Raw genomic sequence first — 15,365 nt, 5'->3', positions numbered from 1 at the left:
TTAATTTTGCGCCTTATGCTAAAAGATTCAACAATGTGGTACGCCTCTTGGTTTGACACTCCCTACTATCATGTTTTATACAAGGATAGAGACCATACTGAAGCAAAAGCCTTTATGGATACCTTGACCAATTATTTAAGTCTTCAATCCGATGAAAAAATTTTGGATCTGGCTTGCGGTAAGGGTAGGCATAGTATTTATCTCAACACATTAGGGTACAATGTTACAGGAGTTGACCTATCTAAAAATAGTATTGAGTATGCTTCGCAATTCGAGAATGAAACTCTCAAATTTGAAGTGCATGATATGTGCAAACCATATTCAGAAAAATTTTCAGCGGTTTTCAATTTATTTACCAGTTTTGGATACTTTGATAGCGAAGAAGATAATCTAAATACCATTAAGGCAATTAAATCTGATCTTAATGAAAAAGGGGTTGGTGTAATTGATTTTATGAATGTAGAATATGTTATCAATACTTTAGTTCCCGAAGAAACCAAAATTGTAGACAACATAACTTTTAATATCAAAAGATATCACAAAGAGGGGTATATTATCAAAGAAATTAGATTCAGAGATAACGATGAAGATTTTTTCTTCACAGAACGTGTTAAAAGTATTACTTTAAACGATTTTCAGAATTATTTTTCTAAAGCAAATATTGATCTTCTGGATATTTTTGGAGATTATCAATTGAAAAAGTTTAATGTAAAAAACTCACCCAGACTTATATTAATTTTTAAATAGTGAACAATTACATACTATCCATAGCTGCAGTTTTTATTGGTGCTTTAATAGTTTTTATTTTTAAGGAGGCTAATCAAAAAAATTTAAAATTACTTCTTGCTTTTAGTGGTGCATTCCTACTCGCTATAACAATATTTGATTTATTGCCCGAAGTATTCGAGGATAACCCTTTTGCAAAACGAACGGGTGTATGGATAATGATTGGTATTCTTTTACAAAAGGTGCTAGAATATTTTTCTAAAGGAGCTGAACATGGCCACATTCATTTGGATAAAAAAACATATCAGGTTCCGAAATTATTATTCATAAGCTTAGGGTTACATGCCATTCTCGAAGGATTTCCTATACATCACACAGACGGAATTTTAATGGGTATTATTATTCATAAAATACCTGTAGCAATGATTTTGACTACTTTTTTACTTAATACGCAAATCCAGAGAATCACTACTATATTTTTATTAGTATCCTTTGCCTTAATGACCCCTTTGGGAGCTTTTATTTCAGAAAATTTTGAAATTGCCCAAGAATATTATCGTGAAATCACAGCATTAGTAATAGGTATATTTTTGCATGTATCTACAACAATACTTTTTGAAAGCAATGAAGGCCATAAATTTAACATCACTAAACTCTTGGTTATTCTTCTAGCCACTGCGGCTGCATATCTAATATAGTATAAAAGACATGTTTAGCAAATCAGAATCCAAACAAATACGACAAAAATTCTGGACCTCTTTTGGAAAAGAATATCCTCGAAAATGGCTATTATATAACACTAAGATAAAAGACGTAACACTCAAGTTTACATTTACCACAAAAAAAGCTCAAGTATCTATTGATATTGAACCGCAAGATGAAGTAATTAGGGCCTATTACTTTGAAAAGTTTGTTAGTCTAAAAACCATCTTAACTTCTGAATATGTTGCAGATGTAATTTTTGATGAAGCCTATGAACTCGATAATGGAAAAATCATATCGCGAATATATATAGAATTACCTAATGTGAGTATCCATAAAAAAGCTAACTGGGATCATACTATGCAGTTCCTTAATGATAATATGGCCAGATTTGAAGCTTTCTTTTTAGAGTATAAAGAATATGTAAAATCTTGATATAAAGAATTCTTATATTTCTTATCACCCAAATCTGTTTGATGCAATAGACAATCTATTTAAACTCTTCAAAAATATTGTATCTATATAATATTTTATGTAACCTAACAGATCCTAAACTAAAATCTTTCTTGTGTTTTAGGACCTCACAACAGTCCTTATTAAATTACATATTTAAAAATAAATAAGAAGTGAAAAATACTTCCGCCCATTACAAAAACATGCCAGATAACATGATTAAAAGGTATTTTTTTTATGGCATAAAAAATAATTCCTACAGTATACAATAAACCACCTATAATTAAATATGTAATTCCATCAGAACCTACTTGGGTAATTAATGCTTCTATATCAAATACAATCAACCAACCCATAATCAAATAAAGAATAACAGACATTATTTCGAATCTCCCCGTAAAAAACAACTTTAAAATCGTTCCGATAAGAGCAATTGTCCATACCAAAAAAAATAAAAGCCAACCTCTGCTGTTCAATAAAGATATTAATGCAACAGGGCTATAAGTTCCTGCTATCAAAACATATATACTAATATGATCTAAAACTCTAAACCTTCTTTTTAAGATAGGATTCTGACTAAAATGATATGCTGAAGAGGCGAAATACAATACCAACAATGAAATACCATAAAGTAATAAAGAAAATAGGCTATATTTTGACTGTTCTGTATCGTGAGTCACCAAAACATAAAGTCCCAATATGGATAAAATAAATGCAAAACCATGAGTTAACCAGTTCCACCGTTCTTCTGTATCAGATTGTATTTTCATTTAAGAACAAAGATATAGAAACATCACTAGTGGTACACAACATCATACAAGTAAAACCTACAATAATCGAATTCACATAATGATTTTATCACCTAAAAACATCTCTCATTGCGAATTCTAATTTTAACAATACGAATTATAGAATTCATTACTAAAATCTTTCATTAATTGTACCTTTCTATATCTATTAAAAAACACAAATACTCTAATTACTTATCACTATGAATAAATATATACTTACTATTCTACTTTTGGCAATAAACTTTTCATCTCACTGTCAAACTACAGCTATATCACCCTCAATAGACTTATATGCAGAAATATCGAATCCAAACACGAGTTTTGGGACAGAAGGAGTACTTAAGTTAAAGCATACATTTTCAGAATCTAATGAGAGAGTTTCTATCTTAAAATTTCTAAAAAGTGAAATGCCTGATGATTACCAACAAGTACTACTAAAATTAGTTAAGATCGGAGGTCATGATGGTAATATAAGTGTCCTAGGACTAGATACCGGATTTGGCGAATCTACAACATGGAACACCCTACCCACAGACACTGAAAGTTTTACCTCCGGGGGTTTTAAAGAAAATGATATATATTACATTGATGTTACCGAATATATTAATCATCAATTTTCTAACTCTAGTCAGGCGTTAGCCTTTAAAATATTTACAACCAGTATAATTTCATCTCCCATTCTGTTAGGTTCAAATGAAGCATCTGACAGTAATGATAGACCGCAATTACTATTTTATGACACTACATCATATAATATACCTGTATATGACATTTATAATACGGTATCAATAGAAACTGAAAAAGGAGATTATAATGGCAATTTAATATCAGAACACGATGAATCAGAAAACAGGAATACCTACGGGGGTTGGACTCAAGGTTCATCAACCGCAACGGGCTTTTTTAGAGTCGAAAAAGATTGCGAAAACACATGGCACATTATAGATCCAGAAGGTGCTATATTTTATAGTGCAGGCCTCAATTCAGTAATAGAAGGTGGTGGTCTATCTCAACCAACCATTCTTAAAGATATGGGTATAAATACAATGGGGTGTTGGTCAGATGAAAACATTGATAATATAGCCTATACTCCCAGATTTAATGTTATAAAACAGTTTAATGACACATCTAGTACCATTGAAAACACTTATGAATTAGATGTATTACCTGTATTCGAACCTACATTCGAAAGTTTTTGTCAAAATCTTGCCGCTACACAATTAGCACCATACCTTAATGATCCGTGGGTGCTTGGCTATTTCCTCGATAATGAACTTCCCTTTTACAAATACCAACTCTCTTTAAGTTTACAATTATCAAATGATAATGCACAATTTAAAGAAGCAAATTCTTGGATGCAAGAAAAATATGGGACAGGATATTCTATAAATGATATTACAGAAGATGACGAATTAGAATACCAGGGATATGTTGCTGAAACTTATTTTAGGATTGTATCAGAAGCCTTTAGATCTGTTGACCCCAATCATATGCTATTAGGAACTCGTTATCACGGTGGTGGTAAATATGTACCTCAATTATTTGAGGCTGCAGGCAAGTATATGGATATTATTTCTGTAAACTATTATAATCGATTTGAACCCGAAGAAGAACATATGGACATGTGGTTAGATGCTTCTGATACACCATTTATAATAACAGAGTTTTATGTTAAAGGAGATGATTCTGGATTAGGTAATGAAGATGGTGCTGGATGGACAGTACCAACTCAACAAGATAGAGCGAATTGGTATGAAAACTGGATGTTAAAACTTTTACGCAATAAAGGTAATGTTGGTTTTCATTGGTTTAGGTTTATTGATAAAGCAGGTAATGACTCTAACAAAGGTGTATTTTCTGAAGATTTTGAACTATATGAAGAACTAGGAGCCTCTATCAAAAAAGTTTCAAAATCAATTTATTCCCTAAGAAGTCAAATCTTATATGGCAACCACAATTATAACGAATGTGATATTTATATACCCAAAGAAAGTGAAAATTGTACTTCTTTAAGACGAGAAGAACTTATCGGAAAAACTGTGAGGATCGCAAATACTGATGCAGATTTATGGGCTCAAATATCATCTACAGCAAATTATGCAAATGTAAGGCTCGCAACAACAAACTATACAGGTACATGGACCCAATGGGAAATTGAAGAAGTACCTAGTGAAGACCAATACTATTATAGATTTAAAAATGTAAGAACCGGTAAAAGATTAAGAGCCACTTCGAATTCTAAAATAGAGATTGCTCCTACTACATTTACAGGTACATGGACACAATGGGAAATAATACCGAACGATTCTGAGGGCTATACTATTAAAAATGTAGCATGGGATACCTATTTAAACCTTGGTACAAATATAAACCTGAGCTCCCTGCAACATAATACTAATGCTTCAATTTGGACTTTACTTGATGTAGATAATAATAACTCGGTAATTAATTGTACTACTTCGAACAAGAGCAACGCTCTAATATCGCAAAAAATTGAGGATTTAAAACTTTTCCCTAATCCGTTTACAAATTACTTTACAATTGATTTAGGAGAAAAAGCTAATTCAGCCTTAAAAATATATTCTATTTCTGGTCAGCTACTTATATCCAAAAATCTAACAACACATACCAATACGATACATACTGATGGACTTAATAATGCAATATATATTATGGAAATAAGTAATGAGGATGGCACAAAAAATTATAAAAAAATTATAAAAAATAAATAACTTCTTATGCTAGTAAAAACATTTTTTAGAACCTAGCGAAGAAATCGACTTTAAAAGCTTAATCGCAATTTAATAAATCATTAAAAAACACTTATTTTTAACACTAAATCAATACCAAAAACACCTCAAAGGCCTTTACATAAGCGAATAATTTAAAAAAATACCTGTATTTTTAAATTATTATCAATAAAAAAAACAACAAAGATCAATAACTTGCGATAAGACATATTGATTTATGAAATCGTGTAAAGATCACCCTATTTTTTCCTCGTATTCAGGCCAACAAAATAAGCTGGATGAAGTTTTTGATAAAAATCAAAAAGTAAAACCTGTTTATCAAACTTTATTTGATATTTATGGTGCTCACTCCACTAATGATTTTTCTATTCTTAATGAAAAAGCTAAAACTTCTTTTTTTAATCAAGGAATAACTTTTCAAGTATACGGTAATAACCAAACGAAAGAAAAAATTTTTCCGTTTGATTTATTCCCTCGAATTATTGATAGTAAAGAATGGGAACATATCGAAAAAGGAGTATTACAGAGAAGTCAAGCACTAAACCATTTTTTATGGGATTTATACCATGATAAAAAAATTATAAAACAAGGAATCATACCGGAAGTACTCATAAATTCTTCGGCAAATTTCCTCAAGAAAATGGAAGGGTTTAACCCTCCTGGAGGTGTTTACAATCATATTTCTGGAACAGATCTCATTAAACATTCTGATGGAAAATACTATGTGTTGGAAGATAACATCAGATGTCCATCTGGAGTAAGTTATGTGATCTGTAACCGAACAGCGCTAAAAAGGGCATTATTTGGTGTTTTTGACAAATATCAAATACATTCTGTTACGAATTATAGTCAGAATCTGTTAGAAATTATCGAAACAGTGAAACCAAAGGGAGTGGACAATCCGACATCGGTGGTTTTAACCCCTGGAGTATTTAACTCTGCTTACTATGAACATTCCTATCTGGCAAAGGGCATGGGAGTTGAGCTCGTAGAGGGAAGAGATCTTTTTGTAGAAAAGGACTTTGTATATATGAAAACTATTAATGGTCCAAGACGAGTTGATATAATTTATAAGAGAATAGATGACGCTTTTATCGACCCAAAAGCCTTTAGGAAGGACTCTGTACTAGGAGTTCCCGGACTGTTTAGAGCATATCTCAAAGGAAACGTATGTTTGGTAAATGCCCCGGGCACAGGAGTTGCAGACGACAAAGCAGTATATACTTATATGCCTGAGATAATTAAGTACTATTTGGATGAGGAACCTATTTTGAATAATGTGCATACATATCATTGCAGTAGGCCTGATGATCTTAAATTTGTATTAGAAAACATTCATAATCTTGTTATAAAACCAGTAGATGAAGCTGGAGGTTATGGCATTTCTATTGGTAATAAACTGACCACTCAAGAAATTAATAAAGTCAAAGAGGTTATCAAAGAAAGTCCTAGAAAATATATAGCACAACCTATAATGTCACTTTCTGTGCATGCTACTTATATTGAGGGTGAAGGTTCTTTTGAGCCGCGACATGTGGACTTAAGAACATATACCCTACTAGGAAAAGATAAAAATTTCACACTAAAAGGTGGGTTAACTCGCGTGGCATTGCAAAAAGGAAACTTAATTGTTAATTCATCTCAAGGGGGTGGCTCTAAAGACACTTGGGTTTTAAAAAAATAAATATATGCTAGCAAGAGTTGCAAACAACTTATTTTGGATGGGACGTTATATTGAACGTTCGGAACATGTCGCAAGATACCTTTGTGTTAATTATTTTTCTTCATTAGATGCTCCCAATGAATTTTCTCAATCCAGACAGTTTGTATTGAAATCCATGTTATTTATGGTGGGAGATCCACATAAAACAGAAGAAGAATTATACGATGCCGATGTTCTCTATAATATTGGACTCAATCCAGATAAATCATACTCTATAATTAATTGTGTAAAATTGGCTCGCGAAAATGCAAATAGTGCACGCGATATTATTTCTACAGAGTTATACGAAGCTATCAACAAATTTTATCATTTTGTATTGAATTATTCAGTTGATGATTATGTAAAAAAAGGGCTTTATGACTTCACTACAAATGTGATGGAATTTACAGCCATATTAAAAGCTAAAATAAGAACTACTTTGTTATATGATGAGGTATATTCTATTATCAAACTGGGTATAAACCTCGATAGAGCTACACAAGTAATACGAATTATAAATTCAAAATATAACGATATTCTCCTGATTCGTAACCAAGATAATACAGGTATGGGAAGCAGTTTAGAATGGTCTACATTATTAAAGTGTGTAGAATCGTATGATATGATGAATCGTTTTCAAAAAAAAATCCCTAACAGTATCAATACTTTAGATTTCCTAATATTGAATTCTAATTGTCCAAGGTCAGTTATAAATAGTCTTCATGAAGTTACAGAGCATATTCAAGTATTATCATCAGAAAAAAAGCCCAAAAAGGATTCTACAATTTTTTTAGTGCATAAAATTTACAACGAATATAAGTACAAGTACATAGAAGAAATTGAAGTAGACTTTCAAACTTTTATTGATAAAATACTGAATGACTTAGTCGCAATTAGTAAAAAGATGGAAAAGGAATACTTTAACTATTAAATTGTATGCAATATGAACGAAGCAATTCACCAAAACAATAAAACAAAAACCACTTTAGCCATTCAACAACAAGAACAGCAGCAGCAATAAAAGAGATATAGAGGAATCGAAAAAAAGTTTATATCGGCCGTATATCGACAGATACCTTTAGTTTACTTTTTCCAGAACTATAAACCACTCCTTTTAATGGTGGTACATCATAATAATCCCTACCCCAACCCACAACAACATGTTGATTTTCAGGTATTTGATTATTCGTTGGGTCAAAATCTACCCAACCAAAACTTGGTATAAAAATAGCAAACCATGCATGAGACGCATCTGTACCTATAAGTTTTACCTTTCCTGGCGGTGGTATTGTTTCAATATAACCACTAATGTATCTTGCCGGTAGACCTATTGACCGAATACAAGCAATTGCTATTTGGGCAAAATCTTGACAAACTCCTTTTTTTTCTTTCATCACTTCTTTTAAAGGAGTAGATACATTTGTAAAACCCGGAACAAAATCAAAATCTGTATAAATTCGCTGCATTAACTCATAGGTTGCATCAAAAACAGACCTTTCTGGTTTGAACGAAAGCTCTGCATAGTTTTTTATCATACTACCAATATTTCTTATCAATATTGATTCTAACAGATACTGCTTTGCCTCAATACTATATTCATCATTTTTATCTAATAATGATCTCGCCTGAGAAAGCGTTACATTTTTGCAAGCATCCGTATAAAAATTTCTACGAATGTGCGAGTAATCTCTTTGAACTATACTTGTAGAAGTAACCTCTAGTTTACGATGCAACTGTTGTAGTGAAAATCGGGTAATTTGATTTCCAAAAAAATCAGTCCTTTCAGAAAAATCAATAGGAGCAGGTGTTGGATTGATCAATAAATTAAAATCCAAAAGTTTTTGCCCAGGACTTTCCCGTGGTATAACTGTAGCTATATTATGACAAAAACTAACATCCGAGTTATAACGATATTCAGTCCTATGTATAATCTTAAAATTCATGGTTATTCTTTAGGGAAACTTTGAGTAGAGAGTTGACATTGTACAGAAATATGATTAAAATATGTATTCGTAATATCAATAGATATACCTGTCAGTTGCTCCTCTAATTCTATTAATAATTCTTTAAAATTTTCTTTCACATTCCTATATTCTGTACTTGAATCTATCAAACCTGTTACTGTAATACTTTTCAGTTTTAAAAATGCTTCATTAATAAATCTTTGAGAATTATTTAATGTACCTTTATTTTCCGAAAATGGTAATTTACCAATATCTTTTCGTAATCTAGATACCAAGTACATCAATGATCTTGCATATTCAGGATTAAGGAGTACGAGGGATAATGTATTTTCAACTGTGATATAAGAACGATAGCTATATCTATAGATATTTAGACTTTCCATACTATTCAACAAACATTCTAATAAGTCATATTCCATATCCTTATTTGTTGATTTTGTAATTAGTATATCCAGTTTTTTAATTTTAAAAATACTGGCTTCCAAATTCAATCCTATAAAATATAGGAGCAATCCTTGATTAACTAAAATACTTTCTTCAATTAGCCCCATGATGGCAATAAGTCTGGTAATTAACTGATCTAATATTTTTAAAATAGCTTTAAGAGAAACAGGGTCTGTACTTTCATTTTTTTCTTCCATAAGAACACATATTTTTTGAATACTATCAAAAACACGCCACATATCTGTTGACCATAAGTTACGGATGGCATAATATGAATTATTAAAAGACGAGAGTATGTTTGCTAAACTACCTTGCTTAGTCTTATCGAAAACCACAGCCGTTAATTCCTTTCTTATATCTGGCAGAGGATTGCCCTTAGAAGAATCAAAAAAACCTGGAAATGTATTCGTTAACTTAGTAACCCCTCTAAGTAGCACATGTAACTTTTCATTTTCTGTAATCGTATGAATATCTAAATCTGAATTTGTACATTGCTTCAGCACCATTCGCAAGAATCTACTCGTAATTAATGCCCTACTTAAATATCTACCGGTCCAATATAGATTTTCGGCAGTCATACTAGGGAGGTCATCCAATTTAGCCACTGTTATTTTTTGATCATTTTGCCATACTGGATGTATATTTTCTAAATTATTAGATTCAGATAGCACACAAAAATCTTTACTTGTTCCTCCACGCTGATTACTTACCCTACGTGTTTTTATTTCGGGAGAAACTCGTACCAACCCTCCGGACATTACCCTATAATCATCTCCTTTGGCTATTGCAAATGCTCTGCATACCATATTTCTGGGTTCAAATCGTTCATTAGTAAAGTTGGGCACTGTAGAAAAAGTTATTTTCTCTTGTGCTACATAAAGATAAGGACTTTTAGAAATCTTATTTTTTAAATTCACCTCTTCTTCTGACGTTAAAAATTCTCCAAAAACTATATCTTCTCTATTGGATCGATCAATACGTTTTATAACGAATTTTGATAAATTCTCTAGTACAAATGATCGTTCTTTTTCCTGTCCACACCACCAAGTAGCAATTTGTGGTAATATTAAGTCCTCACCCAAGTAATATTTAGCAATAGCGGGCATAAAAGGAATCAATCCCGAATTTTCGATAACACCTGTTCCTATAGGGTTTATTACGGTAACATTTTGCCTACGTACCACATCTAAAAGTCCTGTAACCCCCAAATAAGAGTCTTCTCTTAGTTCTAAGGGATCCATAAAAACATCATCTACCCTGCGCAATACCACATCAATTTTCTTTAACCCTTTTAAAGATTTCATCCATAAAAAGCCTTCACGTACGACTAAGTCATTCCCTCTTACCAAAGGATAACCAAAATATGATGACAAATATGCATGCTCAAAATAGGTTTCGTTATGTGGTCCAGGAGTAATAATAACAATAGTAGGATTTGGATTTTTACTAGGCGAAGATTCTACTAGTAATTTATTAAAATCACGAAAAAAACCGTCAATTCTTTTTACATCATTTTTTTTGTAAACATCAGATAACACACTACCCGCCGTAGCCCTATTTTCTAAAGCATACCCCATACCAGAAGGTGCCTGTGCTCTATCATTAACTACCCACATTCTGCCATCTGGACCTCTAGAGAGGTCGGATGCATAAATAGATATATTTTTTGGAGTATTATAGAGTATTTGATCGCATTGTCTTAGAAACCCTCGATGACCATAAACAATTTCTGCAGGAATAATACCATTTTTTATCAACTCCCTTTTTCCATAGATATCCTTCACAACTAAATCCAAAAGATGAACTCGCTGCTGCAACCCCTTTACAATACCTCTCCATTCTGACTCTAATAATACAAATGGAATTATATTCAAATTCCAAGGTCTGTTTAATCCTTTGGGATCATTATAAACATTATAGGTTACCCCATTCTCAGAAAGCATCCAATCAATATCTTTCTGTCTAGATAATAACTCATCGCGTCCCATATTAATTAAACTATTGGAAATATTTTTCCAGGCAGGTTTAATTTCCATAGTTGATAAAAACATTTCATCATAACTATGTTCTGAAAAATAATCTCTAACGAGTCCTTCTTTAGTATTTAAATCCATTAGGACATTACTTTTTATCATTTTTTACGCAAATCCAATGTATATGGAAATTCATAATCAATTGGAAGTTCTTTATAATTGAATTTTTTAGAACTTCTGTTATTTTTTACTTTTTTACTCATATCAACCGCACTATCATCGAAATTTCCATCCATCGAATTAATTTCTCCTTGCGTGTGTCCGAATTCCCAAAACCGATTTATTCGCCTCGATTCAGCCTCAAAACTATTTACAGGATATGTATCATAGGATCTTCCTCCTGGATGTGATATAAAATATGTACAACCACCAATAGATCTCTTATTCCAAGTATCCACGATGTCAAAAACCAAAGACTCCTCAGCTTTTATAGTTGGATGCAATGCGGAATAGGGGTTCCAAGCCTTATATCTAATACCAGCGACATATTCGCCCTTAACACCCGTACTATGTAATTGAACCTTAACACCATTGCAAGTTACTACATATCTTTCATCTATAAAATCAAAAACCTTGATTTGAACACGTTCTAAAGATGAATCTACGAATCTCGAAGTTGTGCCTCCTGCCATTTCCTCACCAAGTACATTCCAAGGTTCTATTCCAGAACGTAATTCTAACTTTGTGTTATTAATAGTAACTACACCATTTAATGGGAATCGAAACTCAAAAAAAGGATCAAACCAGTCCGCCTTAAACTGGTAACCAGCTTTATTCAATTGAACAACAATATCTTTTATATCCTCTCTAACATAGTGTTCCAGCAAAAATTTATCATGTAGACCAGTTCCCCACCGAACTAAATTATGGGTATAGGGTTTTTTCCAAAACCAAGAGACTAATGTTCTTACCAATAAATTTTGTACCAGGCTCATTTGTGGGTGCGGAGGCATATCAAAACCTCTTAGTTCTAAAATCCCTAACCTGCCTGAAGAAGAATCTGGGGAATACAATTTATCAACACAAAACTCAGCCCTATGTGTATTACCAGTAAGATCAGTTAACAAATGTCTAAATAACCGATCTGTAAGCCAAAAAGGGACTTCTTCGTTTTTAGGAATTTGACTAAAAGCAATTTCTAGCTCATATAGATTTTCTAGCCTCGCTTCATCAATACGTGGAGCTTGGCTGGTCGGCCCCACAAAAGCCCCAGAAAATAAGTATGATAGTCCAGGATGATGTTGCCAAAAAGTCAATAAACTGCGTAATAAACTTGGTTTACGCAATAAAGGACTATCTTTAGGTGTGGCCCCTCCTATTGTAACGTGGTTTCCTCCTCCAGTTCCAGTATGCTTACCATCGAGCATAAACTTTTCTGTTCCTAATCTTGCCTCCTTTGCCTGTTGATAAATCGTAGATGTTGTTTGTACTAATTCAGCCCAATCATGAGAAGGGTGTACATTAACTTCGATAACACCAGGATCTGGAGTTATTTTGAGAGACTCTAATCGATTATCTTTTGGAGGCTCATAGCCCTCTAATACAATTGGAATATTGATTTTTTCGGCCGTCAACTCTATCGCCGCTATTAAATCTAAAAATGCTTCTGCTGTATCTAATGGAGGTAAAAAAAGATGTAATTTCTCTTCTCTAATTTCTGAACAAAGTGCTGTTCTGATAAAATAATTTGACAAACTAGAATCTATCCCTTTTTCTAAGAATTCGTTATATCTTTTCACCACACGTCTTCTGAAGCTTGGAAACTTCTTTTTCTTTGAAAAAAGATCAGGCTCATATATTGGAAATATTTCATGAGCAGGTTTTGAAAGTAAAGAATTTAACGGCAAGCGTAATCCCATAGGAGAATTCCCAGGGGTTAAAAATAAATGTTTCCTTCTAAAAGTCCACTCACATGTAAACCAAATATTCTTAGAGTTATTAAGCGGTAATATATATCCAACAGGAGTTGAAGTACCCTCTGAAATAATTTTATTAAACTTTTCTTTTACCAAGGATCCCTCTGTATCTTCACTAGGATTATAATCAACTGGCAATTTTTCCTGTTCCCACATATAATGAAAAGCATCTTCATATGCAGGAATAATATTCTCTGAAGAAATAGCCAAGTACTGCGAAAGAGTTTCTAAAAATAACTTATCGACATTATCAGGAAGAGATGCAACGGTATTAAATGTGGATAATAATTTTTTATCATGCCAGATTTTTTCTCCATCCTTTCTCCAGCATATTTCAATTTGCCACCGGGGCAGTGGTTCTCCGGGGTACCATTTTCCCTGCGCATGATGTAATACCCCACCGTTCGCAAAAACTTTCATTAATCTCCTTGATAAATCTTTGGCTAATTCTTTCTTCATAGGTCCATCGGCAGCAGTATTCCATTCTTCGGACTCCATATCATCAATTGAAACGAATGTGGGTTCGCCTCCCATTGTTAACCTAACATCATTTTTTTCTAATTCCTTCTCTACTTTTAAACCTAACTTGTTAACTTCTTTCCACTGATATTCTGTATATGGTTTAGTTACCCGGGGAGTTTCAAAAATTCGTTTTACCGAATTCTCAAATTCAAACTCAGTAGTACAAATATCTGTAAAGCCCGATACTGGTGCTGCACTTTCAAAAGAAGGTGTGCATGCCAACGGAATATGTCCTTCTCCTGCTAACAATCCTGAAGTAGCATCAAAACCTATCCATCCAGCACCAGGAAGATACACCTCTATCCATGCATGCAAATCTGTAAAATCCTCTTCTGGTCCGGACGGGCCGTCCAGAGATTTTTCATCTGATGCTAATTGAACCAAATATCCTGATACAAAACGTGCTCCGAAACCTAAATGACGAAGAGATTGTACAAATAACCAAGCAAAATCTCGACAAGAACCACTTCTTTTATTTAGTGTCTCTTCACAGGTTTGCACTCCCGCTTCCATACGTACGTTATAACTCAAAAAATTATATATTTTTTGATTCAAATCAATTAAAAAATCAACAGTTTTACGAGAAGTGGTATTAATAGTAGTCAAAAACTTTGTTAGAAGTGGTCCTTTATCAGTAATCTCAAGATATGGTAATAATTCCTTTTTAACAGTTTTGTCATATATAAATGGGAATTCTTCTGCAGATTTCTCAACAAAAAAATCAAACGGGTTAATGGTTTTTAGATCTGCTATAATTTCCACTTCAATGGATAGCTTATTAGTCTTATCCGGAAAAACTAAACGTGCAAGATAATTTCCGAATGGATCTTGCTGCCAATTAAAAAATTGATTTTCTGGTGTAATCTTAAGAGAATAAGATTCAATCGGTGTTCGACTATGTGGGGCAGGACGCAAACGAAACACATGTGGTGATAATTTAACATCACGATCATACTTATAAACTGTTTTATGAGAAACGACTACTTTTAATGCCATAAATATGTTTTAAAATTAACTTCTATTATCAATGAAATTCAATCGATAAGAAATCTAAAGTTATTTTTAAATTATTAAGAAACCATATTTTTTATTTTTTTTTAATCTTATTTATGAGTTTATCATTTATCAAAAGTTATTCTTGTTGACTTTCTATTCTATTTTAATTAAAATAAAGATTTCATTTTTTTATCACTGCATAAGTATTCAAAATGTAATTAGAAATATCAAAAAAACACAATAGTTCCTCCTATTAGAGTTTTTTTAAGGAGTTTTTTTGTGTTTTATCCCCTCCCATTTCAAATATTTGTTGTTTTAATTCTGATGAAATTATGGTATAAAAAAAACCCTTCATAGTATTATGAA

Annotated in this window: 10 protein-coding genes; 6 read left to right on the top strand and 4 right to left on the bottom strand. The window is 32.5% G+C overall.

What is annotated here, in order from left to right:
• Positions 1-15 precede the first annotated feature (15 nt).
• Genes DZ60_RS0102375 through DZ60_RS0102365 form a run of 3 tightly spaced genes read left to right on the top strand, consistent with a single transcriptional unit; the run spans position 16 to position 1,863 of the window.
• Positions 16-747, top strand: coding sequence for a class I SAM-dependent methyltransferase (locus DZ60_RS0102375; protein WP_025740165.1), 732 nt, complete (start codon positions 16-18; stop codon positions 745-747).
• Positions 747-1,424 carry a ZIP family metal transporter gene (locus DZ60_RS0102370; protein WP_025740164.1) on the top strand — a complete coding sequence of 226 codons (678 nt, stop codon included), beginning with the start codon at positions 747-749 and terminating at the stop codon, positions 1,422-1,424. Before DZ60_RS0102375 ends, DZ60_RS0102370 begins: the two co-directional genes overlap by 1 nt.
• A 10-nt stretch (positions 1,425-1,434) precedes the next feature.
• Positions 1,435-1,863 carry a DUF4268 domain-containing protein gene (locus tag DZ60_RS0102365; protein WP_025740162.1) on the top strand — a complete coding sequence of 143 codons (429 nt, stop codon included), beginning with the start codon at positions 1,435-1,437 and terminating at the stop codon, positions 1,861-1,863.
• A 161-nt stretch (positions 1,864-2,024) separates the two neighbouring features.
• Here DZ60_RS0102365 and trhA read toward each other — a convergent pair whose 3' ends face one another.
• A complete protein-coding gene (gene trhA, locus DZ60_RS0102360) occupies positions 2,025-2,651 on the bottom strand; it encodes a PAQR family membrane homeostasis protein TrhA (protein ID WP_025740161.1) in 627 nt (208 codons plus the stop codon).
• A gap of 221 nt (positions 2,652-2,872) precedes the next feature.
• Here trhA and DZ60_RS0102355 point away from each other — a divergent pair, with 221 nt between their 5' ends.
• From DZ60_RS0102355 to DZ60_RS0102345, 3 genes are all read left to right on the top strand, one after another.
• Positions 2,873-5,404 (top strand): T9SS type A sorting domain-containing protein, encoded by a 2,532-nt coding sequence (locus DZ60_RS0102355; RefSeq protein ID WP_025740160.1) that lies wholly within the window; start codon positions 2,873-2,875, stop codon positions 5,402-5,404.
• Between the two features lie 235 nt (positions 5,405-5,639).
• Positions 5,640-7,106: a circularly permuted type 2 ATP-grasp protein gene (locus DZ60_RS0102350; RefSeq protein WP_025740158.1), complete on the top strand. Its 1,467-nt coding sequence runs from the start codon at positions 5,640-5,642 to the stop codon at positions 7,104-7,106.
• 4 nt (positions 7,107-7,110) lie between these two features.
• Positions 7,111-8,055, top strand: coding sequence for an alpha-E domain-containing protein (locus DZ60_RS0102345; RefSeq protein WP_025740156.1), 945 nt, complete (start codon positions 7,111-7,113; stop codon positions 8,053-8,055).
• Positions 8,056-8,173: 118 nt separating this feature from the next.
• On the opposite strand, the gene DZ60_RS0102340 is transcribed toward DZ60_RS0102345, so the two are convergent.
• The 3 genes from DZ60_RS0102340 to DZ60_RS0102330 are packed head-to-tail and all read right to left on the bottom strand — an operon-like array spanning position 8,174 to position 14,999.
• Entirely contained in the window at positions 8,174-9,067 is an 894-nt protein-coding gene (locus DZ60_RS0102340) for a transglutaminase family protein (protein ID WP_025740154.1), read from the bottom strand.
• Between the two features lie 2 nt (positions 9,068-9,069).
• Positions 9,070-11,646, bottom strand: coding sequence for a circularly permuted type 2 ATP-grasp protein (locus DZ60_RS0102335; RefSeq protein WP_034228517.1), 2,577 nt, complete (start codon positions 11,644-11,646; stop codon positions 9,070-9,072).
• Positions 11,647-11,663: 17 nt separating this feature from the next.
• Positions 11,664-14,999, bottom strand: a complete 3,336-nt coding sequence (locus DZ60_RS0102330; RefSeq protein WP_025740151.1) for a transglutaminase family protein — start codon at positions 14,997-14,999, stop codon at positions 11,664-11,666.
• Between the last annotated feature and the right edge of the window lie 366 nt (positions 15,000-15,365).

The organism is Aquimarina pacifica, from assembly GCF_000520955.1.
GTDB lineage: Bacteria > Bacteroidota > Bacteroidia > Flavobacteriales > Flavobacteriaceae > Aquimarina > Aquimarina pacifica.
The sequence above is the reverse complement of the archived record's forward strand: the minus strand, read 5'-3'. Positions and strand labels throughout refer to the sequence as shown.